The organism is Thiomonas sp. X19 (assembly GCF_900089495.1).
In the GTDB taxonomy this organism is placed as follows: Bacteria; Pseudomonadota; Gammaproteobacteria; order Burkholderiales; family Burkholderiaceae_C; genus Thiomonas_A.
In genome coordinates this window covers 3,785,086-3,810,419 of the sequence record NZ_LT605203.1, presented here as the reverse complement: position 1 = coordinate 3,810,419, position 25,334 = coordinate 3,785,086, and the positions used below count along the sequence as shown (strand labels likewise).

The window sequence follows — 25,334 nt, the reverse complement described above, 5'->3', positions numbered from 1 at the left end:
GTTGTCAGTAAGTCGGTACCGAGGGGTCGATTTCCCGCGACCAGGCGGTGATGCCGCCTTGCAGGTTGTAGACCTTGTCAAAGCCGTTTTGCACCAGGAAGTTGGCCACTTGTGTGCTGCGACCGCCGGAGCGGCACACCACCAGGATGCTCTTGGTTTTGTCCACGTCTTGCTGGCGCAGCGGGATGGTGGCCATGGGAATGTGGGTGTGCTGGAACTTGGGGTGCTTGATCGAGGCGCGCTCCAGTTCCCAGGGTTCGCGCACGTCGATGACCTGCCAGTTCGCCAGTTGCTCGGGTTGTTCGTCGAGTAGTGTGGACAGCTCGCTCACGGTCATTTGTTGAATCATGGGTGGGTCCTCAAAAGCGAAAATGTGGGGCATCGGGAAAGCCGTGCAACCTTGGAGCCATGGTGTCGAACAGGTCGACCACCTTGGACTCCACGGCGCTGGTGCGCGTGAGCAGTTGGGCGCGCATCATCGGCGCCTGACCGACGATGGCGCACAGGCGGCCGCCCGGCTTGAGCCGCTGGACGAGCGCATCGGGAATCTGCGCGACTGAACCGGACAGCATGATGGCGTCGAACTCGCCCGGGGGCAGTTCCTTCGAGGCGTCCATGCAGCGCACGGTGGCATTCATCACACCAGCCTGACGCAGCTTGTGCTGCGCGGTCTCGGCCAGATCGGGGTGAATCTCCAGGCTGAGCACATGGGCGGAGCGATGGCCGAGCAGGGCGGCGAAGTAGCCACTGCCGGTGCCCACCTCCAGCACCCATTCGTGTTTGCGCACGTTCAATTCCTGCAGCAGCCGACCTTCGAGCTTGGGCGACAACATGCTCTCGCCGCCGGGCAAGGGAATGTCCATGTCGGTGAACGCCAAACTGCGATAAGCCGCGGGCACGAAGTCTTCGCGCTTGACGGCGCCCAGCAGATCCAGAACGTCTTGATCCAGCACGTCCCAGGGGCGAATCTGCTGCTCGATCATGTTGAAACGGGCACGTTCGAAGTCCATGGTTTTCAAGTTGCAGGCCAAAAAAGGCATTTTAGAGTGCGCAAGCAGACGGTGTTTGCAAGATGCGGCCTGGCATTGCGTTGACTTCATTTCCGCGCGAATGCAAGAGAGATTGCGGAGCTATGCAAGCGATCGAAAAAATCAAATGTATTTTTATTATCGATTGCAGGAAACTATGAAAACGAAATCACCCCAGCACGGTTTGGACATCGTCCCAGAGCCCCATCATGCCGAGTTCCGCTGCCATCCGCCTCGATCAACGCACCCGCCTTGCCGCGCTGCAGTCGCTGCAATCGCCACGCCGGCGAGGCCGGCCGTTGCTGCCCTTTATCGGTCCGGCGGTCCTGGCGTCGGTGGCGTATATCGATCCCGGTAATTTCGCCACCAATCTGCAAGCCGGCGCTACCCTGGGCTACAGCTTGCTGTGGGTGGTGTTGTGGGCCAATGGGATGGCCATGCTGGTGCAGACGCTTTCGGCCAAGCTGGGCATTGCCACCGGGCGCAACCTGCCGGAGTTGATTCGCGCCCACTGGCCTCGGCCGCTGGTGCGGCTTTACTGGGTGCAGGGCGAGATCGTCGCCATGTTCACCGATCTGGCCGAGTTTCTTGGCGCAGCGTTGGGCTTTCATCTGCTCGCCGGGTTTTCCATGCCGGTTTCGGTCCTGCTCACCTTTGTCGTGGTCATGGCCATTCTGGGCCTGGAGCGGCGCGGCTTCAGGCCGCTGGAGATCGCCGTCGGCAGCCTGGTTGCGGTCATTGCCCTGGCCTATGGGGTGGAGCTGTTGCTGTCCCGCATCGACTGGCTGGCTGCAGCCCGTGGGGTGGTGATGCCGAACTGGGGTGAGGGCAATGCCGGCTTGTATCTCGCTGCCGGCATTCTGGGCGCCACCGTCATGCCCCATGTCATCTACCTGCATCCAGCCTGACCCAGCGCCGCCTGGTGGTCGCCGATCAACTCAAGCCGCGCCTGATGGCCGCCACACGCCGCGAGGTGATGCTGGCCATGGGCCTTGCGGGCTTGCTCAACATGGCCATGCTGGCGGTTGCCGCCGCGACCTTTGCCGGGCGCGGCGCCGAAATGGCCGACCTGTCGCTGGCCTGGCAGGCGCTCACGCCGCTGTTGGGTCCGGCAGCGGCGGCCTTGTTCGCCGTGGCACTGCTGGCCAGCGGAGTATCGTCCAGCGTGGTGGGCACGTTGTCGGGCCAGGTGGTGATGTAGGGCTTCGTCGGCTTTTCCATTCCGCTGTGGCTGCGCCGGGTACTCACCACCGTGCCGGCGGTGGTGGTGATCGCCCTGGGGGTGGACCCGACCCGGGCGCTGGTGTTCTCCCAGGTGGTGTTGTCTTTCGGCATTCCTTTCGCCCTGGTGCCGCTGCTGGTGTTCACCGGCCGGCGCGAGTTGATGGGGGCGCTGGTGAATTCGCAACGGGTGCAGGCACTGGGCTGGGTGATTGCCGCGGTCATCATCGTGCTCAACGCCTGGCTGCTGGTCACGATGGTGTGAACGCTGATGCTGCCGCGGGGTGGCGCAGCGGGCAGGCGTCGAGGGGTAACGGGAGGTAAAACAACTCGCCGTCCAATCAAGAACAATTATCATTTACGGAGACAACGACACCACTCGAATAGCCCATGAGTTCTCCCCTCGTCGCCAGCACGCCTCGTCCAGGCCTGCCCGCGACACGCTGGAAAATCTTTCTTGCCGTGCTCGGCCCTGGCCTGGTTGTGATGCTGGCTGATACCGATGTCGGCAGCGTGCTCACCGCAGCGCAAAGCGGCGCGCAATGGGGCTATCAACTGCTCAGCCTGCAACTCATCCTGATCCCTATCCTCTATGTGGTGCAGGAACTCACCGTGCGCCTGGGCATTTTCACCGGCAAGGGGCATGGCGAACTCATCCGCGAAACGTTCGGCCCGGTGTGGGCCTGGGTTTCGGTCACGGGGCTGGCCGTGGCCACCGTTGGAGCCCTGCTCACCGAGTTTTCCGGCGTGGCAGGTGTGGGGGAGTTATTCGGCGTGCCGCGTGCCTGGAGCCTCACGCTGGCTGCCGGCTTCCTGCTGGTCATTGTGTGGACGGGCAGTTACCGACGGGTGGAGCGGGTGGCCATTGCGCTCGGTTTGTTCGAGCTGGTGTTCATCTGGGTGGCCATGCAGGCGCCGATCAAGTCGCATGAGTTGCTCGCGGGCCTGGCGCATGTGCCGGTGCATGACTCGGGCTTCTGGTATTTGGTCGCCGCCAATATCGGCGCGGTCATCATGCCGTGGATGGTGTTCTATCAGCAGTCCGCCGTGTCGGACAAAGGCCTCAAACCCGAGCAGTACACCGTCGCACGCTGGGACACGGCTTTCGGTGCCGTGCTCACCCAGGTGGTGATGGCCGCTGTGCTGCTGGTGGCCGCAGCCACGCTGTGGGCCGGGCACCTCAGCCCCCCGCTCAACACCGTGGGGCAGGTGGCGCAGGCGCTCACGCCTTTCCTGGGCCAGACGCTGGGCCACACGCTGTTCGGCCTGGGCATCCTGGGTGCCGCCATGGTGGCGGCCATCGTCGTGGCCCTGGCGGCGGCCTGGGGCTTTGGTGAGGTCACAGGCTACAAGCATTCGCTCGAATACCGCCCCCTGGAGGCACCCTGGTTCTATATCGTGTTCACGCTGGGCGTGGTGGGTGGGGCCTTGATCGTGGCGCTGGTGCCCGATCTGGTCGCGCTGTCGGTTGGCGTCGAAGTGATGAACGCACTGATGCTGCCCCTGGTGCTGGGATTCCTGGTGGCCTTGGCGGTCAAGGCGCTGCCGCTCGAACACCGCCTGCGCGGCTGGTATCTCTGGATGGTGCTGGCCGTGGTGGTGCTGACCTCCGGGCTCGGGGTCTATGGTGGCTTGAGCGGCGTGTTCTGATCCCCTGCAGGTTGCATAGCTGCCCAGTCCGCTGAATGCGGTCTTGGGGGCGGCCTGCGCCGCCCGTGATAATGCGGTCCTTTGCTCACAAGCCGCATGGACACCCACACCGCATTCGTCGCCATCATTCTCGGCTTGGTCGAGGGCATCACCGAATTCCTGCCCATCTCCTCGACAGGCCACCTCATCCTTGCCGCCAGCCTGCTGGGCTGGGTGAGCGACAAGGCCAAGGTGTTCGAGATTGCCATTCAGAGCGGCGCCATCCTCGCGGTGATGTGGCATTACCGTGTGCGCCTCATCGGTGTGGTGGAAGGCCTGACCTCGCGCCAACTGGCCCCGCGCACTGCCGCCTGGCGCTTCAGCCGCAACCTGCTCATCGCCTTTCTGCCCGCGGCCCTGCTGGGTCTGGTGTTCGCTTCCGCCATCAAGCGCCATCTGTTCGCGCCCGTGCCCGTGGCGCTGGCCTTCATCATTGGCGGCTTGGTGATTCTCTGGGCCGAGCGGCGGCAGGCGGCCAGGGCGGATGCCATTCGTGTGCGCACGGTCGAGGCCATGACTGCGCTCGATGCCTTGAAAGTTGGCGCAGCGCAAGCCTTCGCCCTCATTCCAGGCACCAGCCGCTCAGGCGCCACCATCATCGGTGGCATGCTGTTCGGCTTGAGCCGCATCGCGGCCACCGAGTTTTCCTTCTTTCTCGCCATTCCCACCCTGCTGGCCGCCACCGGCTACGACCTGCTCAAGCACCGCGCGTTGCTGAGCGCTGCCGACGTTCCCGCGTTCGGGCTGGGCATGGCCGTGTCCTTCGTGTCTGCGCTGGTGGTGGTGCGCTGGCTACTGCGCTATGTGGGCGGGCACAGCTTCGTGCCCTTTGCCTGGTACCGCCTGGCGTTCGGCGCCTCGGTGCTGGTGACCGCCAAGATGGGTTGGGTCAACTGGGCGGGTTGAGACCATCTCGCCCGTTTAGCCCTTGGTGGTTTCAGCCAGAGATGGCGCGCTTCTCAAACACCAGATCCCACACGCCATGCCCCAAACGCAGGCCGCGTTGCTCGAACTTGCTGAGAGGCCGCCAGGCGGGGCGTGGGGCGTAGCCGGCGGCGGTGTTCACCAGACTCTCACTGGCTGACAGCACCTCCAGCATGTGCTCGGCATAAGGCTCCCAGTCCGTGGCGCAATGCAGATAGCCGCCAGGTGCCAGACGGCTGGCCGCGAGTTCGACAAACCCAGGCTGAATCAATCGCCGCTTGTGGTGGCGCTTCTTGTGCCAGGGATCGGGAAAGTACACATGCACGCCGGCCAGGGCATTGGGCACGACCATGTCGCGCAGCACCTCCACGGCGTCGTGCTGGACGATGCGCTGATTCACCAGCCCCAGTTTCTCGATGCGCAGCAGCAGCGCGCCCACCCCCGGCGTGTGCACTTCCACGCCGATGAAATCGCGCTCGGGCTGAGCCTGGGCGATTTGCGCCGTGGCCTCGCCCATGCCAAAGCCCACCTCCAGGATGCGCGGCGCCGTCCGGCCGAACACCGCGTCCCAATTTGCTGCGAGTGATGCGTAGGGCAGCACGAAACGCGGGCCCAGCTCCGCCAGCGCGCGCGCCTGCCCCGTGGTGGTGCGCCCGGTGCGCAACACGAAGCTGCGTATGCCGCGTGCGCGCAGCGCATTGGCCGGAGTGGAACCGGCTGCGGCCTGAACGGGCTCGGGAGATGGTGCGGCAGGCATGGCGCTGAAACTCAGGCTGGCAGGCGTAAAAAAACCGGCCGGGCCGGAGAGTTTTGCTGCAATGTGGGTGGAGCGGGCGATGGGAATCGAACCCACGCCATCTGCTTGGGAAGCAGAAGTTCTACCATTGAACTACGCCCGCTTGAGAACGTGAATCAAGCAAAATCAATCACTTAGCTTGCTTGCGATTTCCTGTACTTGCCCGAGATTATACCGTTTCCCCGGCAAGGTTTCCCTCGCAATTCCCACTGTGCTCCCACTGAGCGTGGGTAGTGTCTGGACTCAAAGCCACCAGTGACATTCACGGTGGCTTTTTTTACGTCAGCGCTTCCTGCCGGTGCCCTGAATCGCCCCCAAGGATCGAAAGCTGCATCAAAAGGGCCATCATTCGGAGAAAAATCGCCGAAAAACGGGCTTAAAGTTCTTTCCATGGCACAGAGAAAAGGAGTTAGCCATGGAACGCCAACAGAAAAACATTGTTTCAGCGCTTTTTGATGCATACCCCACAGAAGGCACGCTGGCGCGCAGCATGGTCCTTCCCTTGACCACGCTGCGCGTGGCGCGGGATGTGCGTGGAGAGTTGGGGGTCTTTGGTGTGCAGATGCCCGAGCCTCATGACATGGCTTCGGATGCGCACCGCCTTGCCGCCGCTTCCTCTGGTCACGCCTGGCGAGACCGCGAGGCCACAGACTTTCTCCAGGAATTCGCAAAGCGAGTTTGGACGTGGCAGGGCAAGCGGGCGCTGGATTGGAATCTTTTTGTCAGGTCCTGCTTCCGGCTCATGGGGCAGGGGCGCGATGCAGGGGGCGACCGGCGAATTCGTGGGGCGCGGGACCTCAATGCCCCGGCGCGTGGGGAAGATGGGCTGGCTTTGCACGAGACCATCGCCGCGCCGGGGCAAGAGCGCCGGGCAGAGCTTGATAAAGCCTTGCCAGAGCATGTGGAGGGCGTGGCTGATTTTCTGCGCGACGCACCTTCCAAAACCATTGCAGAGGCGCGTGGCGTCTCGGCGAGGATGGGAAGGTACGACACGGCAAAGCTGATACGCGCCACGGCCGAGGCTGTGCGCGATCCCGGCTTGTTCGGCTCGCTCAGCATCGGCCCCGAGGCGTGGGCGTCGCGTCCCAAGACCGGCAGGGGCGGGCGGCCATCCAAGGCTGCCCTGGCCAAGCGTCAGGCGGCGCAGGCGCGCCAGGCTGGGTTATTTTGAGGGGGGCACGCCGTGAACTCAGTTTTGAAGAGTGCCCCCAAAGCCAAACCACTGCCTAGGATTGAAGTCAAGGCCGGGGAATTGCCAACCATGATGGACGCCGCCGAGCACGCGCTGGGCGCGACGCTCACCGTGTTTGACAAGGGCCAGGTCTTGGTGAGCCTGAATCCTCACACAGGCTCCAGTGCACCGATGTCGCCTGCTGTGTGCAGGGTCGAGATGGCGCGCGCGGCGACGTGGTTCAGAGAAGTCACCACGGCACGTGGCACATGGGAAGAGCCTGCCAACCCGCCTGGAGCGCTGGCCCAGGCGCTCGTGGAGCGCCAGGACTGGCGCAAGATCCCCAAGCTGAAAACAATCACAGACCACCCCTTGTGGCTCGCACCTGGCCGGATGCTGTCGCCGGGGTATGACCCTCAAAGCCATATTTATGGTGCGTTCCAAGACTTCCATGCTGTACACGAGGACGCGACCAGAGAAGAGGCTGAAGAGGCTTTGATCAAGCTCAGGGCCGTGGTAAATACGTTCCCATGGGCTGAGCCGCATGACGAAGCGGCGGCGCTCGCAGCGATGCTGGCGTGCGTCTCGCGGCCTACCATGAAAAAAGCGCCTCTGGTGCTAGTCAGCGCGCCAGCGCCGGGTTCTGGCAAGGCTGTGCTTGCAAAGGCACTGGCTCGGTTTGCTCAAGGAAAGGATGTGACATCTGGGGTATTGCCCGCCGATGACGTTGAGATTGAAAAGCGCCTTATTTCCAGCCTGCTGGAAAGCCCGCCAGTTCTTCTTTTCGAGGAAATCGGGGACGGCAAGGCAGGCCAGGAAATAGACTCGGCCAGCCTCCGCAACTTGGCGACGGCAGAAATCATGGAAGGTCGTTACCTAGGAGGCTGTCGGACTTGAACCCGAGCGAATCCGATTGATCAGTGCGACGCGTTTTTTTTGACAGCGGCGCGCTGATCGAACGCTCTCGATGGTTGGCGAGACACTGTGAGGGCACATGGGGCGGCCTGGGGACTCGGTTTTGGCGTGGTCGGGGCGCACTATTGCCCTCACGCGGCTCGCAGGACGTGCATGCGCTTGATGTTCCAAGCCATGGTCACCAAGCTCCATTCGCCTTGTGCCTTGGCCAGCCCGCGCATGCTCATCTGGCGCCAACCCATCACTTGCTTGATGATGCCGAACACCGGCTCCACTGTCTGCTTGCGCAGGCCGTACAGGGCTCGGCCTGCTTGCGTGCCCAGGCGGTGTGCCATCTGCACGAGCGGATCCGTCGTCTGGGGCTCGGGCACATCGGGTGCAAAGCGCCCCATCACCGGCGTGTGATGCGACTCCCGCTTGAGCGCCAGCAGCGGCTCGATACCCGCGTCGTTGCACGCGATCACGTTGGCTTGGCTGAAGAAGCCGTTGTCCGTGATGAGCGTGTGCACCTCGCCCAGCACCGCGGGTAACGCTTGGATCTGCTGCAGCGTAGGCACAACTTCGCGCTTGTCGTTGGATGCCTGGCTCACATGCTGGGTGATCACCATCATCGTCGCGATGTCCACGCCGGCTTGTGCGTTGTAGCTTTGCTCGAAGCCCCCACCCGACACGGGCATGATGCGCGACTCTTCATCCGTGAGGTTGACCTGATCGCTGCTCCGGGGGCCGGCCTCTGGCGGCTCAGGGTCCTTGCCGCGCGGCTTCTTGCCCGCCTCGCGCTGGGCTTGGCGCTTGGCGGTCTTGGCCTCGTACTCCTGCTGCTCGACCTGATGGCGTTCGCTGGCGCGCTGCTCGATCTTGGCCTTGGCCTGCGCGATTGCGCTCAAGCGATCTGCACGCAGGGCGATCTCCGCCGGCACATCCATGCCGTCGGGTACCGTCGCGCGGTCGCTGTTCTCTGCCAGCGCCAGCAGCGTTTGTACTTCCTGGCGCAGCTGCGCCTCGATCTTGTTGGCATGAGCCCACGACAAGGCCTTGTGCTTGCTGGCGTTGGCGTCGATCTTGGTGCCATCCAGCGCGATGTGTCCGAGCTTGAGCAGCTTCATCTCGCGCGCCAGAACCAGCACCTGCACGAACAGTGCCTCCACCTCCTTCAAGAAGCGGCGGCGGAACGTCGCCAGCGTGTCGTGATCGGGGTGGGTATTGGCCGCAACAAAGCGGAACGCCACCGAGTCGTAGGTCGCCCGCTCGATCTTGCGGCTGGAGTGCACGCCGTTGGCGTAGCCGTAGATCAGCAGGCCCAGCAGCACCGCCGGATGGTGCGCCGCCGAGCCCCGGCCTGCGTACTGTCGGGCCAGATCGCCCAGATCAAGCTGCTCGATGACTTCGACCACGAAGCGCGCCAAGTGATCAGTGGGCAGCCATTCGTCCACCGACGGTGGCAACAGATATGCGGTGTCTCGGTCAACAGGGACGAAGCGGCTCATCGGCTCGGGCTCTCGGTTGTGCAGCAGCAATTGTCTCGGATAGCGTCTTCATCCGGAAGACCGCAAAGTCCGACAGTCTCCTAGGGCACTCAAAAAAGGCCCTTGTCTCCACTTGCACAAACGTCATCATCACCGCGAACAATGCTATTGCTGGCGCCGACAGCGCCAGACGCATCCTTGAAATCAGGCTTGATCCCAGGCACGAGACGCCATCGGCAAGGGTCTTCAATGGCCCCATGCCAGACGCGCTTGTGCTCGGTAGAAGGCAGGAATTGATTCATGCGGTGATGACGATCCAGGCTGCATTTCTGCATGCGGGGTGCCCTGGTTTGGATGATCTGGAGCGGGCCAGCGATTTCGACGACTGGCACAAGTGGTGCAGGGGGCCTATCAACTGGCTCATGGGTCTTGACCCCGCCACGCGGCTTGTGAAGGCGCAGAAAAAGGACCCCAGGGCGGGCGAGGTCGCGGGCGTGCTTGAGGCCGTGTTCATGCTGAAAGGGCCGATGACCTGGAAGGCAAGCGACCTTCTGAAAATGGATGGAGGGGTCTATCTAGCGCTCGAAGATGCAATGGGTTTGAGTCCCGGCAAGGAACCATCCACCAGGTCTGTAGGACGCTGGCTGCAGGGCGCAAAAGACCGGATTGCTGGCGGCTATGTGCTGCGCGAGCATAGCCTGGCGCAGGGCAGCGTCACGTGGAAAGTGGTCAGGGCCGACTGATTTTTCCGGGTCACTCAATCGTCGCGACCAGATCTATCCTGCTGGCCGAGGGGCGCACCAGCTTGTGAATGCCGTGTCCTGGATTGGAGACGCGCTCAGACTTCACCACGCCCAGCTTTTCCAGCAGCAGCACATCGCGGGTGACGGCTGTGCGGTCTCGCTTGAGACGCTTGGCCAATTCGGGAATGGTGTCGGGCTGGCGCATGACGGCACGTACCAAGGTTTGCCGGTTCTGCGTCAAAACGTCGAACAGGCGCTGCGGGTCCTCAAAGGACAGTGTCACCGTACCCTCAAAGGGTCCGCCCGTATCGGCGCGGCGGGCGGCATCCTTGGCGCGGTTGAAGAACTCTTCAACGGTGCCGGCACGCATCACAACCCGGATCATCGCTTTTTCTCCTTAACGCTCTGCAAGATGGCAGCCACTTCTTGCTGGAAACGCTCCAGCGTGGCTTCGTAACTGGTGAACTCCATCGGCTCCACCGTGCCCATGTGGTGCTTGTGGTGGTAGCCATGCGCGTTGTCGTACCCCAGCACGCGCCCGTTGTCGACCGGACAGACCGCATGGTTGATGTACGCCAGGTTGTAGCGGGTGACCACTGTCTTCCCTTGCTCGACAACACCCCAAACCTCATAGCTCAACAGCCCGCCGCCAGACTTGGACTTGATCTCGAAGCGTTCGCGCTCCAGCAGCACAGCAGCATTGTTCCTTGGCGGCATTGGTCGTGTGTTTCAGGATTGTCATATTTTAGCACTCCTGGACCGCCATCGCGCCAGATCCACCTATTCCAACATCGAGCGGCGCGATAGATGAAAGTGGGTTAGTGGGTTTGAGTGGGTTGATTGGCCCTCAGTAAATTCACAACAACAAAATTTTCCGGGTATAGAAATAACCCACTCAAACCCACTAACCCACCAAAACCGTTGGCCAGGAAGGGCGGCTTTGCCACCCTTCGTCATTCGCCACCAGTGCCGCGGAATCGCCAAAAATTCCGCGACGGAACGCTTCATAGCCTCGTAACCCCTTGATTTCATTGAAAACAGGCCCGCGAAAGGTCACGGTTTTGCGCAAAGGTCACAATTTTTGGGCGCGGCTTTGAGGGGCCGGAACCGGCCCCTCTGGCCCGACAAAATCGACGAGAACCGCTCTATGCCACCGACACCATGCAGAGCCTGCATGGTTCATCGCGGCACTGAGGCCGAGAATCCTTAAAGAGTCTGGAAGGCTGAAATCGCGTCTGCATCATGCAAAAAATGCATGATAGGTATCAGGCCAGCTTTGGATGGGACTTCAACCACTCCTTCAGGGCAGCGTTCATCCGAGTCTGCCAGCCAGGACCTGATGTGCGGAAGGCTTCCAGCACATCACGGTCAAAGCGGATGGCCACCTGTTCCTTCGTTCCAGACCCGACTGGTCGGCCTCGACTGCGGCGGTAAGCCTCGATTCCGGCGCGCAGTTCATCGGCGCTCGCCGGGCGGTCGTCTTCATTCTTGCCGTCCCACACGTAGTAGCCACCTGGCGGCGACGTCTTCATCGTCGCAAGGATGGCCTCACGCTCAGTCTGCTTCTTGTTCAAGCCACTCATAGTAGATCTCCGTTTCCGTTTCACTGGCCCGCCTGAAACTGATGATGCGTGCCGCGTCCTCGCGCGCTGTGTGCACGACCACCAGCACGACCAGCAGACCGAAGGCGTAGGACATCGACATGGTGCGCGCTTCGCCGCCGCGCTCCACAGGAATGTCCAGCCGATACCGCGATTCCAGGACCTGGCCTGCTTGCGCGAAATCCAGTCCATGTTTGCGCAGGTTCCTGCGCCGCTTCACTTCATCCCAGGTCAGCCGCTTTCCCATCGCCTTTATTGTAGATGCGTTTATTTGCGTCTGTGCGGCCAATTTCCGCCGCTGTCTATAGCTCCACACCCCGCACACGGCGGGCAGATGGAGCATGAAATGGCAATCCAAGGCGTCACGACAAGAACCAAACGCAGCCGCATTCACTGGGCAACGCGAGCCTTCGTCATCGGCACCGTCAGTGCCGCCATCAGCCTGTCCCTGTGGGCGGGCTGGGCCGCCCGAATTTGGCACTTTGAGTGGCTGTACTGGCATCAGTCAGCCCCGCTTGCCCCTCAGCACTTGGCGCTGCAAGGGGTGCTGGTCAGGTGGGCGTGCAGCACACCCATCACAACCACCGCATGGTTCATGACCCTCGCGACGGGCCTCTCAATTTCCGCCCTTGCCTATGCATGGGAAGAGTGGTCGTCACGACCCATGGACAACAGCAAAGCCAACATCAGGGAGTAAATCATGATCATCGACATTCTTAGGGGCCATAGCCAACGCGCCACAGCCTGGCTGTCTGGCAAGGTTCTGAAATGGGCCATTCTTCCGAGCGTTGCTGGCATGATGGTGAGCGCTGTGGCAGGAGCCGCTGGTGCGCCAAACTTGGGCAGCGCCTTGGGGGTCCTGACAGGCTTTGCCCTCATCATTTTCATGGCCCGCAAAGCCTGGCTGGCGCGCCAGCCGCAGGTGCAAGCCGACGATCTGCCGAACGTGCACGCACACGTGCAGATGGGCCAGTTCATGCAGAAGCCAAGCTACCAGGCCGAGCCGTGGCTCGCGTCGGCAAGCCAGCACCAAGCCGTATTCGTGGGCATGGGCTGTCGGCCAGGCAAGGGCAAGAAAGAGCCTGCGAAGGTTCGCGACGTGCCGATGACGATTAGCCCCGACCAAGCGCGCAAAAACCACATGGCGATTATTGGAGCGAGCGGCACAGGCAAAACGGTGATTACAACTTCGCTGCTTGTTCAGGCTATGACAGCCGGGGATGCATGCGTGGTGATCGACCCCAAGAACGATGAATTCGCCCCCGGCATTTTGTTCCGTGAGGCACAAAAGCTGGGGAAGCCAACGGCATTCATCGATCTGCGCAAGGATATTCCGCAGATTAACGTGTTCCAGGGCTGCACAAAAACTGAATGCGAGGTCTTGGTCAATACGGCTTTGCAGCTTGAGAATTCCGGCGATCCAGCCGTTGATTTTTACCGTGGTGAGGATAGGGATGCCTGCGCAACGCTACTCGATAAGCTGACCGAAGGCCAATTCAATCTGCGCTCGATGGTCAATATAGGCGCCGACGTCGACGAAGTCACCAGCCGTCAGAATTTCTGGCGTGCTCTCAAGGATATGGCACGCCTGGGCGCATTCGACACAGCAGCAGGGCCGAATCTGGCCGAGATTATCGAGCGGGGTGGTCTCGTGTATATCGTTGGCTCGGTCGACGATTTGCGTGTGGTGGCAGCGCAGAAAATGTTGCTGACCCGCATCGTGCAAATCATCAAGAATCGGGACCGAAACGGAGCCAGACACGTCCACTTGTTTTTGGACGAGTTCAAATACAGCCTGGGTCAAACCAGCTTGCGCGCTTTGGGCACGATTCGCGACCAACGGGCGACCGTTTATCTCGCCTTCCAAAGCTACGGCGATTTGCATGATTCAGGATCATTACCTTCCAAGGCTGTTTTGGGTGCAGCCAAAGGGAATACCAGCCTCAAACTTGTATTTCGCCTGGAGGATGACGAAACCGCAAAGGAGCTTTCCAGCTTGTCGGGTAAATATGCGGTCGAACTTGAAACCACGGGCAAAACCACGAACGCCGAGGGTTTGGAGCAGGGGCAGTATTTCAGGCAGCTTCGTGAAAATGTGACCCCGGATATGCTGAGTACCGCCATGCCAAAACCCGCCAATGCGCAGGATGCACCCGTATTCTGGATGTTCGGTCATGGCGCGCCGGTGCTTTTGGCGGCGGGTTATATGACTCCGGGCAAGACCCCTGACATTACCCCAGCCGCAGCCGTGGTGCGAAGCAGTAAGAGTGACCCGACCAAAGCGCAAGACATAATCTAAAAAGGAGAAGGATATGAGCGCATTACCGCCACAAATGACATTTGCGCAGCGTATGCAGCGCGCTGCAGATAAGCAAAACATTGTTTTGCGGTTCTTGCGCGAAGAGATTTATACGACGCTTAATGTTATGCAAATGTTATTAGGATTATCGGCAGATCAAACCAAACGAACTTTGGTCGCGATGGAGCGGGCAGAGTTAATCACACGCCAACAAGTCACCGCGCCGAGCGGATGGAGGCCGATGCTTTGGGGTATCACACCGAAAGGGCAGTTAATGGCCGGGGACGATCATGAAATTCCAAGCGCCTCCTACTTCAAACCAAACAGGATTGGACTCACACTTCTCTCGCACACGGTGGGTTTGCAACGGATGAAAATCAGCGCTGAAAGGGCGGGCTGGGCGGGGTGGGAGAGTGGGGACAGGCTCGCCAAGTTCGATGCAGATTCGCGGCCCGACGCCACGGCGAAGGACGCGGCAGGCACGGTTTGGTGCGTCGAATTCGAGCGCACCATCAAGACTAGCGGCCGTTATGAATCCATCTTATTCACGCGCTTGCGTGACATAAAGGCAGGCAAGTACCAGCGCGCAATTTGGGTCACGGAGACACCCCACGAAGCTGCCAGATTACGTGGACTGGTGTTGTCAATTCGTGAGTTCAGCCGCACACACGCCGGGGTGAAGCAGACAGTTCGCATCATCCCAGAGCAGCACCACCCGTTGCTCGCATTCACACACATCGATGCGTTTCCAGCGCGATGATGCTGCATGGTGCGCTGGCGCCATGCGCGGCGACCGTCCGCTTCGCAGGGGTGCGCACTTGCGCAGCGCACCAAGGCTGCGCACAAGTCAAAGGCCAAGGCATGAGGCCAGACCACTCTCGCTGCGCTCGCCCCTAGGAGGCTGTCGGACTTGAACCCGAGCGAATCCGATTGATCAGTGCGACGCGTTTTTTTTGACAGCGGCGCGCTGATCGAACGCTCTCGATGGTTGGCGAGACACTGTGAGGGCACATGGGGCGGCCTGGGGACTCGGTTTTGGCGTGGTCGGGGCGCACTATTGCCCTCACGCGGCTCGCAGGACGTGCATGCGCTTGATGTTCCAAGCCATGGTCACCAAGCTCCATTCGCCTTGTGCCTTGGCCAGCCCGCGCATGCTCATCTGGCGCCAACCCATCACTTGCTTGATGATGCCGAACACCGGCTCCACTGTCTGCTTGCGCAGGCCGTACAGGGCTCGGCCTGCTTGCGTGCCCAGGCGGTGTGCCATCTGCACGAGCGGATCCGTCGTCTGGGGCTCGGGCACATCGGGTGCAAAGCGCCCCATCACCGGCGTGTGATGCGACTCCCGCTTGAGCGCCAGCAGCGGCTCGATACCCGCGTCGTTGCACGCGATCACGTTGGCTTGGCTGAAGAAGCCGTTGTCCGTGATGAGCGTGTGCACCTCGCCCAGCACCGCGGGTAACGCTTGGATCTGCTGCAGCGTAGGCACAACTTCGCGCTTGTCGTTGGATGCCTGGCTCACATGCTGGGTGATCACCATCATCGTCGCGATGTCCACGCCGGCTTGTGCGTTGTAGCTTTGCTCGAAGCCCCCACCCGACACGGGCATGATGCGCGACTCTTCATCCGTGAGGTTGACCTGATCGCTGCTCCGGGGGCCGGCCTCTGGCGGCTCAGGGTCCTTGCCGCGCGGCTTCTTGCCCGCCTCGCGCTGGGCTTGGCGCTTGGCGGTCTTGGCCTCGTACTCCTGCTGCTCGACCTGATGGCGTTCGCTGGCGCGCTGCTCGATCTTGGCCTTGGCCTGCGCGATTGCGCTCAAGCGATCTGCACGCAGGGCGATCTCCGCCGGCACATCCATGCCGTCGGGTACCGTCGCGCGGTCGCTGTTCTCTGCCAGCGCCAGCAGCGTTTGTACTTCCTGGCGCAGCTGCGCCTCGATCTTGTTGGCATGAGCCCACGACAAGGCCTTGTGCTTGCTGGCGTTGGCGTCGATCTTGGTGCCATCCAGCGCGATGTGTCCGAGCTTGAGCAGCTTCATCTCGCGCGCCAGAACCAGCACCTGCACGAACAGTGCCTCCACCTCCTTCAAGAAGCGGCGGCGGAACGTCGCCAGCGTGTCGTGATCGGGGTGGGTATTGGCCGCAACAAAGCGGAACGCCACCGAGTCGTAGGTCGCCCGCTCGATCTTGCGGCTGGAGTGCACGCCGTTGGCGTAGCCGTAGATCAGCAGGCCCAGCAGCACCGCCGGATGGTGCGCCGCCGAGCCCCGGCCTGCGTACTGTCGGGCCAGATCGCCCAGATCAAGCTGCTCGATGACTTCGACCACGAAGCGCGCCAAGTGATCAGTGGGCAGCCATTCGTCCACCGACGGTGGCAACAGATATGCGGTGTCTCGGTCAACAGGGACGAAGCGGCTCATCGGCTCGGGCTCTCGGTTGTGCAGCAGCAATTGTCTCGGATAGCGTCTTCATCCGGAAGACCGCAAAGTCCGACAGTCTCCTAGGGGGGCCGTGGTCTTTTCGCCCTAGGGGGCTCACCTCACCGCAAGAAAAGTCGGCGGCATCGCTCCCTATGCCCTCCGGGCAAAGGGGCGAGGGGGTGCCTTACCAACGATGAGGCCGTTGGTAAGGCACCCCCTCGCCCCTTTGGGGCTCGATGCCGGGGCTGTCGCCCCCACTGCCACCGACGCGCTTGGGCGCGTCTTCGCCCGGCACTTAGCCCACTTCTTCGCTGTCGCTCAGTCGTGGTCTGCGTGTCGCGGTCGATGGCAGCGGCCCCCCCGGTCTCGTGTCTTCGGGTCGGGGTTCGGTGCGGTCGTGGCGGGGCAAGTGTCACGCCAGCCTACGGCTGTCATGCCACCTGCACGCCACTTCCTTACTCACCCGCGCCAGCCGTTCGGCTGGCTCTCCCCTCGCACTCGACGGCTTCGGCCTGGCCGGCCTCGCCCCGCAGTGTTGGTCGTGTCTTCGCCGCATTCGCCATCGCCTTAGGGCGATGTCTCATGTCGTGCTCGCACTCCCGCCCTGCGGCTCCTGACCCACGCCGCCACACGTCTCAGCCCAGGCTCGCCAGCCGCTTCCGCGTCAGGCGATCTGGTCTTCACCGCGCTGCAGCGTGGCGTTGAATCCACTGCACCTCAAAACCCCGTCACGATAAAACCGTGACCGGGTTTTGAGTGTCAATCCAAACCCATCCATCAGCCAGCGGCAATGCTAATGCCGCAGCTTTAGGCTGCGGCATCGACAGGCACTGTCGCGATAACCAATTTCCGCGTCTTCCTATAAGCGCATGGTGCGCCAACGACTGCTCGACCTCATGGGTGTCCACTCAAAGTGGCGCCCCGGCTCTGCTCCGCGAGCCTCACCACGTCGAACCAACGCACTTTCAGGCCGAAATCAGCCAACGGGGTGGTGAAACACCACCCCGTTGAGCCTTAGCCACGTCGAACCGACGTAGTCATGGCCGAAATCCGGCATGGGCGCACAAAATCGGTGCATTCATGCCGCCAAAGCACGTCAAGCCAACGCAGTTGCGGCCGTCGTGGGCTCCATTTATTGGGGATCGTCTACTTTCGGACGCTCTGCGGTTATCAAACCAGCCTGAAAAGCTCGGGCCAAGGGCTTCATTAGGCGAAGCCACTGCATTTTGCGCCGCAGTCAACACCTGCCCAGGTTGGAAAGGGGGTTCCGTTTCGTTACCCCCATGTCCAAAAGGAGGTCGCGTTTCACGACCCCCATGCCAAAAAGTGGGGTGGCGTTTCACCATCCCATCTTGCCAGCCTCGCACGCGTTCGAGTTTCCGCCCCAGCCTATATGAGTATGGGCAGCGAGTGCGCGTCCCAACAACCAGGAGTTTCAAATGGACATCATCACCCTCATCAAATTTGTCGGCGGCCTGTTGATCGTTGGCGGCATTTTCTTCGCGGTCCACGAAATGGACCAAATGATGAACAGCATGACCCCCGCCGCCCAAGGCGTGGTGCTGGTGCCGATCAACGCCAAATAACCGCCAACCCACCGGAGCTAATCGCTCCGGCGAAACCTTAACCCCCTGGCCCGATAAAGCCAGCGCGCGGCCAACGCGCCGCGCGCGGGGATTCACGAATTACTCACCACGGAGAAACACCATGAATCACGATACCCAAACATTCGCCGCCAAACTCGATTTTCTGGAGGATTTCGCGAATAACTACACCCAGCCCATGGACGAGGGACAGGAACTCATGGGCGAAATTGCCCATTATCTCTCCGACTTCCCCGATGCTCCGGCGCTCGGGCATCACCGCAAAGTCGTTTGCGCCGAGTTGATTTGGAATCATCTCGGTGAAGATCATCCAATCGGCGCCGTGTGGATTGCATTCATGCGCGATTGCGTGTGCCGTATCAACGATTACAACACGAAGGGTTAATCATGAAAAAGTATCTTTTGATTCTCGCTGGGTTGTGGTTTTGTGTTTATCTCGCCGCAGCCACATTCACGGCCGAAAAATTCCCGCCTGCTGCGCGCGGCATCGCCCGCGTGCTGGTGATCCACACGCTTGAGCCGGGCTTTTTGCAGCCCAAGATATTCACATTTGGGGATGGTTCGACAACGACTGGCGCGACGCTTGATGGTTATCTCGCAGAAGCGAAGAAAACGTCGCTTGTCGATTTTTGGACGACCCGGCTCGATCATTTCAAGCCGGTCGTCCTGCTCGATTTGTGGCTCTGGGTTTTGCCTTGGCTGAGTTTGTATGCCGCCGCAAAACTGCTGAATACGGCGCTCAGCGTGCGGCAGCTCACCAGGCAGACCTGAATTTCCGCGTCCGCCTATGCAAAGCACGGACCACCCGGTCCGGTTTCAACTTCCAGACTACAAGGAGTAAATCATGGAAGACAAGCGTGAACTGACCAAGGCCGACAAGGCCAATCTGGCTCGCGTCAGCAAGCTGAGCAAGGCCGATAAGGACAAGGCCAATGATTGGGAAAAGGAGTTTCTGAAGAAGCTGACTGAGCGGTTCGACAAGTTCAAGGACAAGGTTTTCTTGTCCGAGAAGCAAAGCGCCGTGCTGGCCAAAATCGTCGCGGCGCTGGACAAGCCCGACGACTCGGACCTGCCTGACCCCAACGATGAATGACCCACGCGCCGGGCCATGCGGCCCGCGCACAACCCAACTGGAGAGCCCTATGAACAAGATCATCCTCATCGTCGCAGCGGCCCTTGGCCTGCTGCTCACCGGCTGCGCCGGCGTGCCGCCGATGCTGGGCGGCTCGCCTTCGGCATCGGCCTTGTCCTACACGCCTGGCCAGGCTCAGCAGGTCCAGGCCGTGCAACTTGGCACCGTGGTCTCGGTGCAGCCCATCACCATCTCTGCCCCAGGCGGTGCCACCACGCCCGGCGGCCTGCTCGGCGCGCTGGCGGGTGGCTTCATCGGGTCGCGTATTGGAAACGGCAACGGCTCCAAAGTTGCGGCTGTGCTGGGCGCCATCGCTGGTGGCATCGGCGGCGAGGCGGCCACCAATGCGGCCTACAAGCAGCGTGGTGTGCAGATCACCGTCGCCATGGACGGTGGCGGGAATTTCGCCGTCACCCAGGCAGCCGACGTGCAACTCTACGTCGGCGAGCGTGTGGAGGTCGTGGGTGGCTACGGCCAACCGGCTCGCGTCTTGCCTCTTCAAGCAACCCAAGGGAGCAAGCCGTGAACGCGCCGCAAGTGAACGCCGATGCGGTGCTGCAGGCGCTTTCAAGCTGGGGCTTGGGCGACCTGTGGCTGGTCCTCACCATCGGTGAAATCGACGCCCTTGGCTCGATGCTCGCCGATCACGAGGCAGGGGAGCGCACCAGCGCGCACATGTACCCAGAAGCCGCGCAGCGCCTGGGCTGGATGGCCCAAAGCTGCGGCCTCGACCCGACCACAGGGGGGCAGGTCAAGGCTGAGGCGTGATCAGAGGGGCCGGGGTGAACCCGGCCCTGAGAGCCTGTCAGTGCACAGGGAAGTGGGGCTCGTGTTTCGACTTCGACGGCTTTTGCAACACGGCCAACACGACCGCCGCCAAACCGAACAGGACGACAAGCCCCATGCCATAGAACGCCGCTTCGGTGAAGCTCATCATTCATCCTCCATGGAGAGCAGAAACGCCGCGATGGTCTGACAGACCACCCACCAGACGAACGCGCCAAAAAGCATCAACGGGGCGCGTGTCGAGTAGCCAAGGACGCCAAGGCCGATGCCGCCGAACGTCGAGACTTTCTTGAGTTCTTCGGCAATCGACTTCCTGACCTCTTTGTTGAATCGCAGCTTCATGCAGACACATTATCCCAGCTTCGCTATTTCCTGCCCTGCCTATACACAGGGAAAGGAGCCCCACCATGAAAACGACCAAGACCACCAAACCCGAAGCCCGCGTCTTCCGCAGCGGCAAAGCCATCAAGACCAAGAGGCCCGTTCCCGAACTCGCGCCCCGGCGCGATCCGTGGGTGTGGGCGTTATTTGGGCCGAAATACAAACCATCCATCCAAGGAGCCTGACCATGAACGACAAAGCAACCCCTGAAATCGTCCTGCCGCGCCTCGTTGGCGTGGCCGAAGCCGCGCGTATTTTGGGCGTGAGCAAGTCCTTGCTCAACCGAGACCGCCGCACGGGTGAAGCGGGCAATGTGCCCTGCATCAGGATAGCCGGTCGCGCCCTCTACAGCCCGGCCCAGATCATCGCCTGGGCCGAGGCCAAGGCAATGACCAGCACAGCCGAAGTGGTCACACGCGCGCCCGAGCCGCCCGCCAAGCGTGGGCGCGGTCGGCCACGAAAGATGGCCTGAGTTTCATGATGGCAGTCCTTCACCCGGCCAGCAGCCATGCGGCGCCGGGTTTTTTGCGTCTTGAATTTCCGCATGCGCCTATGAAGGCACGGGCAGCAAGTGAGCCGCCCGGCAACCGAAAAGGAAACCATCATGAATGACACTTATCACCAAGCCCTGGGCTTGGTCAAGAAAGACAAGGCGTGGTTGGCCAAGGTGAGGGAGAAGGGCTACAGGGAGGTCGTTTTCATGGTCGGTGCCGGCTTCATCCGGGCTGGCAGCGAAATGGATGACATGGACCAGCACATCATTTTTCTGGACATGGATGTGGTCCAGCAGGTCAAGGGCGCGCTGGATTATCACCAAAGCGTTTGGGGCTGATCCCCCCTCCACCTACCCCGCCCCGGCGGGGTTTTTCATGCGCGCTGCTCGCGCATGCGCCCCGTGGACAAGTGACGTGCACTGGCCTGTGCTCACTTGCCCACCGCGTGCAATTTCCGCCGATGCCTATTGATGCACGGCACGCCGCCGTTCCCCTCGAAAGGTCTCAACATGAAGCACAACAAACAGCAGCAAGGTTTCACCCTGATCGAGTTGATGATCGTCGTGGCGATCATCGGCATCCTGGCGGCCATCGCCGTTCCCATGTACGGCAACTACACCAGCCGCGCCCACGCATCGGCGACGATGAGTGAGCTGGGCGCGGTGAAGACGTCCGTGGCGCTATGCGCGCAAACCCAGGGCACGCTCAGCAAGTGCGGCACGCTGGGCCAATACGGCATGCCGGCGTCCATCACCGCCACCGCGAATGTCATCAACCCAGCCATCTCAATTGGCTCGGCTGGTGGCGCGCCGACCGTGGTCATCGACGCTAATTCTGCCGCCACAAGCTCGGCAGGCGTGGCGCTGCACGTCCATGACTTCGCCGCCTTGGGCAGCACCTCCATGACCTGGCTGAACACGGGCACGATCTGTGACGGCGGCACCCGTGGCGAAGGCCCCGGCCAAGGCGACTGCCCGTAATGGAGAGTTGACCCAGAGCCCCGCCCATCGTGAGATGCGGCGGGGCTTTTTGCGTGCGCTGCGCGCGCAATTTCCACCCTTGCCTATGCAAGCACCAACACAGGAGCTTGCCATGGCATCACGCTACATCCCCATCCAGCAATTCATTCAAGAGGCGCACGCCTATCGGCGCCAGCGCCGCGCCGCGCGACGCCGCGCGATCATCAGCACCATCCTGACCCGCCTGCTTGTGATCCTGGCCGCCGTCGCTATCGCCGTCATCGGCTATCTCACATTCCCAAGTACCGCCAGGGCCGCAGAACTGCCCGCTCGGCCGCGCTGGGGCCTCGATGTCAGCACCACGTCCTATCACCTGCGGCAGTGGGCGCGCGACAGCCTCAACCAGGACAACCCAGGGCTGGGCCTTGAGTACCAGTACAGCCCCAGCGTGGGCTTTGCGGCTGGCTTCTACAAGAACAGCTACAGCCGCGAATCGGTCTACGCCACCGCGACCTACACCCCGCTCACATCCACCCTGCCAGCGGGCTTCAGCGTGGCCGCTGGCGGCCTTGCTGGCGTCATCAGTGGGTACACAAACCAGGAAGCGCCAGCACGGCCGTTGATGGCTGCGGCGTTGCTTGAAGTGAGGAACGCAAGCGGCTGGGGCATCAACCTCGTTGCCGTCCCCAACGCAGGGCAAAGCGCTGGCTTTGTTGGCCTGCAACTCGTGGTGCCGCTGGCCTGAGCGCGCGATTTCCGCGCATCCCTATACCAAACAAGCGGCAAGCCCAGCGCAGCCGTGAGGCTCGCGCAATTTCCGCGCTTGCCTATGAAGGCATGGGCGGCACGAGTCACCCCGCAAACAGGAGAACATCATGCAAAACGAAGACAGCGGCGATGTGCTGGTCGCGATCCTTGACAACATCGGCCAGATCGACAACGCGTGCATCGCCATGAAGTGCCCAGCGCACGCGGGCGTATTCACGTCCAGCCTCGAAGTCACGCTCAAGGCGGGGCGGCTTTCCATGCATTGCATGTGCGGCTGCCCTGAGGACCGCATCCTGGCCGCTGCGCTTGGCACCGGGCAGGAGCAGCCAAGCAATCGTTTTGAAGAGTTCATCGACGCGCTGGCAGCTTGAGTTTCCGCGCTTGCCTATGAAGGTACGGGCCACGAGGCCCGTGCCAAACCACGCCACCAGGAGCACACATCATGGACAGCATCACAGCCAGAATCGTCGCAGCCATGCTCAGCATCGCCGCGTTCGGCGGCATCGGCACCGCGACGTACACCAGCCTGCAGACCTCTGCACAGGCCAAGACCATCCAGACCAAGTTCATGGCCTCGATGCCAAAGCCGCCGACCGCAACAGCCCAAGTGAAATGAGCAAGCCCGCCGCTCTCAAAGAGCGGCGGGCGAAGAGGCGGGCCATACAGCCTGGGCTGTTCAGCAAGCCCACGGCATCGCGCTCGCGGGCCATCGCGGATGCCTTCAGGGTCGGGCGTCTGGACGAAGCCCGCCGCCTCGCCAAGGAGCAGGCCGAGCTGGATGACTGGCTGCTGCACCAATCATCGCGACGCGCAGCCTGAACCACCAAGCATCAACCCAACCAGGAGAAAACCGTGAAAGAAGACCAGATGATTCAAACCATCATCCATCTCGCAAAGGTGGCGCGTCATGAGGGACTGCGCGGCGTGCTGCCGCTCACAGAATTGATGCCTGATGCCTTCAGTCGCCGGGGGGTGACGATGCTCGGGCTTGGCGCCGAGCCCGACGACATCCGCGACTTTTTGGGGGTGACTGCGGCGCGCGAGGCCAGGGTCAAACAGATGGTGATCGAGGGCCTGGCCGGGATCGCCGATGGCGAAAACCCCGAAGTTCTGGAGGCGCGGCTGCGGCTGATTGCAGGGCTGGGGGAGGCATGTGATCGGCTCTCAAAACAATCTTGAATCTCCCAAGGGCCGGGTTCCACCGGCCTTTCTTCCTCGTCCGTCACAGTGACAAACATTGTTTCAACTTCATGCGTCTGATGGGCTTGCACTGTCACAGTGACAGTTCTAGGATGTCGTCATCAACCCAAGGAGCACATCATGATTGCACTCATCCTTCGCATCGTCGCTGGCCTGCTGGTTATCGGTGGCATCAGCTTGGCCATCCATGAAATGAACGTCATGATGGACTCGATGACCCCGGCCACGCAGGGCGTGGTGCTGGTGCCGATGAACACGCGCTGAGGGGACGCATGAAAACCACGTCAGCAGAGCGTATGCGGGCCAAGCGGGAGCGCGACGCGCAGGCGCTGGCCGAAGGCGGCGACGAACGCGAGTTGAGCGACCGCGCACTACTCGAACAGATTGCGCTGTCGTGGACTCAAGCAAGGGCGCACGGCAAAACGGGGATGGTGCTGGCGCTGGTGAAAGAGCTTGCACGACGCATCCGAGCGATATGCAAGGAGTGAGCATGAAGCCGTACGCCGTCTGACGCCCAGGCGGCCTAATCGAATGCCCCCCAAGCCCGCCCGGCCTGACAGCTCGGTGGGCTTTTTCATGCGCGCTGCTCGCGCATGCCGGGTTTCGTTCCATCCCCTGCCGATCTGCCATCCGAAGCCGCCTGCACTTTCCACGCCTTGCCGCTCAGGCAGCCGCCACGCCATGCTCGCTGCGCTGTGCGTGGCATGCCCGCTGCACGCGCCATGCCCGACGGCACCGGCTTGGAAGCTGCTTTCGTGAGGCGGCTCCGAACAGCAGATCAACCAGCAGGAGAAGGCAGATGAACGAACCCCTACACCCCACAAGCAACGGCGAGGCTCACCAAACGGCAGATGTGCAAATCCCGGAGGCAACCCTGCACAAGCACTACCTGAGCGGTGAGTTCTTCATCACGGCAGAGGCAGCCCAGGCGCACGACGTCGACGAGGTGCTGCGCTGGTTCAACGGCCCGCATGAGCCGGTGACCGTCGGCGACACGCGCGACATCGGGCACGGCCTGAAAGCCTATTTCGGATACGACGACAGCAAGCCGATGCGCAAGGCTCTCTTTGTCCGCATCTACTGATCCACGCAACCACGCAGGAGCACACACCATGACCGCAGCAACCATCACCCGCACCGACGCCATGCAAGAAATCTTCGGCGAACCCATCCACATGTACACCCGCGCGCAAGCCATCGAGGACGGCATGCTGATCGATGTCAGCACCACCGCACGCGAGGCCGGCATCGTGTGGCCCGTGGCCCTCACATCCGCCGCGTGGGCCGACGCCTGCGCTTGGACCGACGCCGACGACAAGCGCAAGGGTGGCGGGGCGTGCTGGCAGAGCGAGAGCGGCAGGCTTTGGGATGTCGTGTGGATGGCATCGCGTGCGATCCGCGCAGGCCTGCGCCGTGGGCACGATGGCCGCGACCCGATCTTGTTTCAAGTCTTGCGCATCCCGCGCGATGGCCGGGGCGTTCGTCCCCGCCTGGCCACGCTCAAGCTGCAGGTCGGACCTGGCGACGCAGGCGAGCCGGTCATCACGATCATGCTGCCGAGCGAAGATTGAAAGCAGGCAAATTTGTACTAACATATTCGCATGCTCACCAAATTCGAATGGGACCCCGCCAAGGCGCTGGCCAACCTGCGCAAGCATGGGGTGCGCTTCGAGACGGCCATGCGCGTGTTTGCCGACCCGCTCGCATCGTCCAACCAGGACCGCATCGAAGGCGGTGA

General features: G+C 61.8%; 39 protein-coding genes, 1 tRNA gene and 1 pseudogene. 29 read left to right on the top strand and 12 right to left on the bottom strand.

Annotation, left to right across the window (positions count from 1 at the left end; all coding sequences use genetic code 11):
- Positions 1 to 4: 4 nt before the first annotated feature.
- A complete protein-coding gene (locus tag THIX_RS18555; protein ID WP_112487372.1) occupies positions 5 to 349 on the bottom strand; it encodes a rhodanese-like domain-containing protein in 345 nt (114 codons plus the stop codon).
- Between the two features lie 10 nt (positions 350 to 359).
- Positions 360 to 1,010, bottom strand: a complete 651-nt coding sequence (locus tag THIX_RS18550; RefSeq protein WP_112488461.1) for a protein-L-isoaspartate O-methyltransferase — start codon at positions 1,008 to 1,010, stop codon at positions 360 to 362.
- Positions 1,011 to 1,237: 227 nt separating this feature from the next.
- Between THIX_RS18550 and THIX_RS24985 the strand changes: the two are divergent.
- The 3 genes and pseudogenes from THIX_RS24985 (at position 1,238) to THIX_RS18535 (ending at position 4,844) form a co-directional block, all read left to right on the top strand.
- Positions 1,238 to 2,514, top strand: a pseudogene (locus THIX_RS24985) (Nramp family divalent metal transporter).
- Between the two features lie 125 nt (positions 2,515 to 2,639).
- Entirely contained in the window at positions 2,640 to 3,899 is a 1,260-nt protein-coding gene (locus THIX_RS18540) for an NRAMP family divalent metal transporter (protein WP_112487371.1), read from the top strand.
- Positions 3,900 to 3,995: 96 nt separating this feature from the next.
- The gene (locus tag THIX_RS18535; RefSeq protein ID WP_112487370.1) at positions 3,996 to 4,844 is read left to right on the top strand and encodes an undecaprenyl-diphosphate phosphatase; all 849 of its coding nucleotides are present in this window, start codon (positions 3,996 to 3,998) and stop codon (positions 4,842 to 4,844) included.
- Positions 4,845 to 4,875: 31 nt separating this feature from the next.
- Here the strand turns inward: THIX_RS18535 and trmB are convergent, their stop codons facing one another.
- On the bottom strand, positions 4,876 to 5,619 hold the full coding sequence (gene trmB / locus THIX_RS18530) for a tRNA (guanosine(46)-N7)-methyltransferase TrmB (RefSeq protein ID WP_112488460.1): 744 nt from the start codon (positions 5,617 to 5,619) through the stop codon (positions 4,876 to 4,878).
- A gap of 68 nt (positions 5,620 to 5,687) precedes the next feature.
- A tRNA-Gly gene (locus THIX_RS18525) sits at positions 5,688 to 5,761 on the bottom strand.
- Positions 5,762 to 6,073: 312 nt separating this feature from the next.
- Here THIX_RS18525 and THIX_RS18520 point away from each other — a divergent pair.
- Both THIX_RS18520 and THIX_RS18515 read left to right on the top strand, forming a co-directional pair.
- Positions 6,074 to 6,829, top strand: a complete 756-nt coding sequence (locus THIX_RS18520) for a hypothetical protein (RefSeq protein ID WP_112487369.1) — start codon at positions 6,074 to 6,076, stop codon at positions 6,827 to 6,829.
- 90 nt (positions 6,830 to 6,919) lie between these two features.
- Complete coding sequence (locus THIX_RS18515; RefSeq protein WP_112487368.1) at positions 6,920 to 7,726, top strand: hypothetical protein; 807 nt, start codon at positions 6,920 to 6,922, stop codon at positions 7,724 to 7,726.
- Between the two features lie 149 nt (positions 7,727 to 7,875).
- Here THIX_RS18515 and THIX_RS18510 read toward each other — a convergent pair whose 3' ends face one another.
- Positions 7,876 to 9,231, bottom strand: a complete 1,356-nt coding sequence (locus THIX_RS18510; RefSeq protein WP_112484377.1) for an IS1182-like element ISThsp16 family transposase — start codon at positions 9,229 to 9,231, stop codon at positions 7,876 to 7,878.
- A gap of 236 nt (positions 9,232 to 9,467) precedes the next feature.
- Here THIX_RS18510 and THIX_RS18505 point away from each other — a divergent pair, with 236 nt between their 5' ends.
- The gene (locus tag THIX_RS18505; protein ID WP_112487367.1) at positions 9,468 to 9,953 is read left to right on the top strand and encodes a hypothetical protein; all 486 of its coding nucleotides are present in this window, start codon (positions 9,468 to 9,470) and stop codon (positions 9,951 to 9,953) included.
- A 10-nt stretch (positions 9,954 to 9,963) separates the two neighbouring features.
- Here the strand turns inward: THIX_RS18505 and THIX_RS18500 are convergent, their stop codons facing one another.
- From THIX_RS18500 to THIX_RS18485, 4 genes are all read right to left on the bottom strand, one after another.
- A complete protein-coding gene (locus THIX_RS18500) occupies positions 9,964 to 10,338 on the bottom strand; it encodes an HTH domain-containing protein (RefSeq protein WP_112487366.1) in 375 nt (124 codons plus the stop codon).
- Positions 10,335 to 10,670, bottom strand: a complete 336-nt coding sequence (locus THIX_RS18495) for a DUF6516 family protein (protein WP_112487365.1) — start codon at positions 10,668 to 10,670, stop codon at positions 10,335 to 10,337. The genes THIX_RS18500 and THIX_RS18495 overlap by 4 nt, the downstream gene beginning before the upstream one ends.
- 548 nt (positions 10,671 to 11,218) lie before the next feature.
- Positions 11,219 to 11,527 (bottom strand): BrnA antitoxin family protein, encoded by a 309-nt coding sequence (locus THIX_RS18490; RefSeq protein WP_233224626.1) that lies wholly within the window; start codon positions 11,525 to 11,527, stop codon positions 11,219 to 11,221.
- The gene (locus THIX_RS18485) at positions 11,508 to 11,897 is read right to left on the bottom strand and encodes a BrnT family toxin (RefSeq protein WP_233224625.1); all 390 of its coding nucleotides are present in this window, start codon (positions 11,895 to 11,897) and stop codon (positions 11,508 to 11,510) included. The genes THIX_RS18490 and THIX_RS18485 overlap by 20 nt, the downstream gene beginning before the upstream one ends.
- A gap of 3 nt (positions 11,898 to 11,900) precedes the next feature.
- Between THIX_RS18485 and THIX_RS18480 the strand changes: the two genes are divergently transcribed.
- Genes THIX_RS18480 through THIX_RS18470 form a run of 3 tightly spaced genes read left to right on the top strand, consistent with a single transcriptional unit; the run spans position 11,901 to position 14,613 of the window.
- Complete coding sequence (locus THIX_RS18480; protein ID WP_146748633.1) at positions 11,901 to 12,251, top strand: hypothetical protein; 351 nt, start codon at positions 11,901 to 11,903, stop codon at positions 12,249 to 12,251.
- Between the two features lie 3 nt (positions 12,252 to 12,254).
- Positions 12,255 to 13,853, top strand: coding sequence for a type IV secretory system conjugative DNA transfer family protein (locus THIX_RS18475; protein ID WP_112487361.1), 1,599 nt, complete (start codon positions 12,255 to 12,257; stop codon positions 13,851 to 13,853).
- Positions 13,854 to 13,866: 13 nt separating this feature from the next.
- Positions 13,867 to 14,613: a hypothetical protein gene (locus THIX_RS18470; RefSeq protein ID WP_146748632.1), complete on the top strand. Its 747-nt coding sequence runs from the start codon at positions 13,867 to 13,869 to the stop codon at positions 14,611 to 14,613.
- A 303-nt stretch (positions 14,614 to 14,916) separates the two neighbouring features.
- Here THIX_RS18470 and THIX_RS18465 read toward each other — a convergent pair whose 3' ends face one another.
- On the bottom strand, positions 14,917 to 16,272 hold the full coding sequence (locus tag THIX_RS18465; protein ID WP_112484377.1) for an IS1182-like element ISThsp16 family transposase: 1,356 nt from the start codon (positions 16,270 to 16,272) through the stop codon (positions 14,917 to 14,919).
- A 1,439-nt stretch (positions 16,273 to 17,711) separates the two neighbouring features.
- Between THIX_RS18465 and THIX_RS23600 the strand changes: the two genes are divergently transcribed.
- The 6 genes from THIX_RS23600 (at position 17,712) to THIX_RS18440 (ending at position 19,776) form a co-directional block, all read left to right on the top strand.
- On the top strand, positions 17,712 to 17,858 hold the full coding sequence (locus THIX_RS23600; RefSeq protein WP_158540953.1) for a hypothetical protein: 147 nt from the start codon (positions 17,712 to 17,714) through the stop codon (positions 17,856 to 17,858).
- A gap of 121 nt (positions 17,859 to 17,979) precedes the next feature.
- Complete coding sequence (locus tag THIX_RS18460) at positions 17,980 to 18,261, top strand: hypothetical protein (protein WP_112487359.1); 282 nt, start codon at positions 17,980 to 17,982, stop codon at positions 18,259 to 18,261.
- A 2-nt stretch (positions 18,262 to 18,263) separates the two neighbouring features.
- Complete coding sequence (locus THIX_RS18455) at positions 18,264 to 18,647, top strand: hypothetical protein (RefSeq protein ID WP_112487358.1); 384 nt, start codon at positions 18,264 to 18,266, stop codon at positions 18,645 to 18,647.
- A 73-nt stretch (positions 18,648 to 18,720) separates the two neighbouring features.
- Positions 18,721 to 18,969, top strand: coding sequence for a hypothetical protein (locus THIX_RS18450; protein WP_112487357.1), 249 nt, complete (start codon positions 18,721 to 18,723; stop codon positions 18,967 to 18,969).
- Positions 18,970 to 19,018: 49 nt separating this feature from the next.
- Positions 19,019 to 19,534 carry a glycine zipper 2TM domain-containing protein gene (locus tag THIX_RS18445; protein WP_112487356.1) on the top strand — a complete coding sequence of 172 codons (516 nt, stop codon included), beginning with the start codon at positions 19,019 to 19,021 and terminating at the stop codon, positions 19,532 to 19,534.
- Positions 19,531 to 19,776 carry a hypothetical protein gene (locus THIX_RS18440; RefSeq protein WP_112487355.1) on the top strand — a complete coding sequence of 82 codons (246 nt, stop codon included), beginning with the start codon at positions 19,531 to 19,533 and terminating at the stop codon, positions 19,774 to 19,776. The genes THIX_RS18445 and THIX_RS18440 overlap by 4 nt, the downstream gene beginning before the upstream one ends.
- A gap of 37 nt (positions 19,777 to 19,813) precedes the next feature.
- On the opposite strand, the gene THIX_RS24650 is transcribed toward THIX_RS18440, so the two are convergent.
- Both THIX_RS24650 and THIX_RS18435 read right to left on the bottom strand, forming a co-directional pair.
- The gene (locus THIX_RS24650; protein WP_256359990.1) at positions 19,814 to 19,942 is read right to left on the bottom strand and encodes a hypothetical protein; all 129 of its coding nucleotides are present in this window, start codon (positions 19,940 to 19,942) and stop codon (positions 19,814 to 19,816) included.
- Positions 19,942 to 20,136, bottom strand: coding sequence for a hypothetical protein (locus THIX_RS18435; protein WP_112487354.1), 195 nt, complete (start codon positions 20,134 to 20,136; stop codon positions 19,942 to 19,944). The genes THIX_RS24650 and THIX_RS18435 overlap by 1 nt, the downstream gene beginning before the upstream one ends.
- A gap of 65 nt (positions 20,137 to 20,201) precedes the next feature.
- Here THIX_RS18435 and THIX_RS23595 point away from each other — a divergent pair, with 65 nt between their 5' ends.
- The 14 genes from THIX_RS23595 to THIX_RS24645 form a co-directional block, all read left to right on the top strand.
- Positions 20,202 to 20,360 carry a hypothetical protein gene (locus THIX_RS23595; protein WP_158540952.1) on the top strand — a complete coding sequence of 53 codons (159 nt, stop codon included), beginning with the start codon at positions 20,202 to 20,204 and terminating at the stop codon, positions 20,358 to 20,360.
- A gap of 2 nt (positions 20,361 to 20,362) precedes the next feature.
- Positions 20,363 to 20,647, top strand: a complete 285-nt coding sequence (locus THIX_RS18430) for a helix-turn-helix domain-containing protein (protein ID WP_112487353.1) — start codon at positions 20,363 to 20,365, stop codon at positions 20,645 to 20,647.
- A gap of 132 nt (positions 20,648 to 20,779) precedes the next feature.
- Complete coding sequence (locus THIX_RS18425; protein ID WP_146748631.1) at positions 20,780 to 21,007, top strand: hypothetical protein; 228 nt, start codon at positions 20,780 to 20,782, stop codon at positions 21,005 to 21,007.
- Positions 21,008 to 21,178: 171 nt separating this feature from the next.
- Entirely contained in the window at positions 21,179 to 21,649 is a 471-nt protein-coding gene (locus tag THIX_RS24705) for a prepilin-type N-terminal cleavage/methylation domain-containing protein (RefSeq protein ID WP_112488459.1), read from the top strand.
- A gap of 112 nt (positions 21,650 to 21,761) precedes the next feature.
- A complete protein-coding gene (locus THIX_RS18415; RefSeq protein WP_146748630.1) occupies positions 21,762 to 22,373 on the top strand; it encodes a hypothetical protein in 612 nt (203 codons plus the stop codon).
- Positions 22,374 to 22,503: 130 nt separating this feature from the next.
- Positions 22,504 to 22,767: a hypothetical protein gene (locus tag THIX_RS18410; protein WP_112487350.1), complete on the top strand. Its 264-nt coding sequence runs from the start codon at positions 22,504 to 22,506 to the stop codon at positions 22,765 to 22,767.
- 71 nt (positions 22,768 to 22,838) lie between these two features.
- Positions 22,839 to 23,012 (top strand): hypothetical protein, encoded by a 174-nt coding sequence (locus THIX_RS23590; protein WP_158540951.1) that lies wholly within the window; start codon positions 22,839 to 22,841, stop codon positions 23,010 to 23,012.
- On the top strand, positions 23,009 to 23,215 hold the full coding sequence (locus THIX_RS18405) for a hypothetical protein (RefSeq protein ID WP_112487349.1): 207 nt from the start codon (positions 23,009 to 23,011) through the stop codon (positions 23,213 to 23,215). The genes THIX_RS23590 and THIX_RS18405 overlap by 4 nt, the downstream gene beginning before the upstream one ends.
- A gap of 33 nt (positions 23,216 to 23,248) precedes the next feature.
- Complete coding sequence (locus THIX_RS18400) at positions 23,249 to 23,575, top strand: hypothetical protein (RefSeq protein WP_146748629.1); 327 nt, start codon at positions 23,249 to 23,251, stop codon at positions 23,573 to 23,575.
- 141 nt (positions 23,576 to 23,716) lie between these two features.
- Positions 23,717 to 23,860 carry a hypothetical protein gene (locus THIX_RS23585; RefSeq protein WP_158540950.1) on the top strand — a complete coding sequence of 48 codons (144 nt, stop codon included), beginning with the start codon at positions 23,717 to 23,719 and terminating at the stop codon, positions 23,858 to 23,860.
- 8 nt (positions 23,861 to 23,868) lie between these two features.
- Positions 23,869 to 24,084, top strand: a complete 216-nt coding sequence (locus THIX_RS18395) for a hypothetical protein (RefSeq protein ID WP_146748628.1) — start codon at positions 23,869 to 23,871, stop codon at positions 24,082 to 24,084.
- Positions 24,085 to 24,395: 311 nt separating this feature from the next.
- Complete coding sequence (locus THIX_RS18390; RefSeq protein WP_112487346.1) at positions 24,396 to 24,680, top strand: hypothetical protein; 285 nt, start codon at positions 24,396 to 24,398, stop codon at positions 24,678 to 24,680.
- A 28-nt stretch (positions 24,681 to 24,708) separates the two neighbouring features.
- Positions 24,709 to 25,167, top strand: coding sequence for a DUF6573 family protein (locus THIX_RS18385; RefSeq protein ID WP_112487345.1), 459 nt, complete (start codon positions 24,709 to 24,711; stop codon positions 25,165 to 25,167).
- A 30-nt stretch (positions 25,168 to 25,197) separates the two neighbouring features.
- The coding region (locus THIX_RS24645; protein ID WP_146748668.1) for a BrnT family toxin at positions 25,198 to 25,334 on the top strand (137 nt) is incomplete at its 3' end.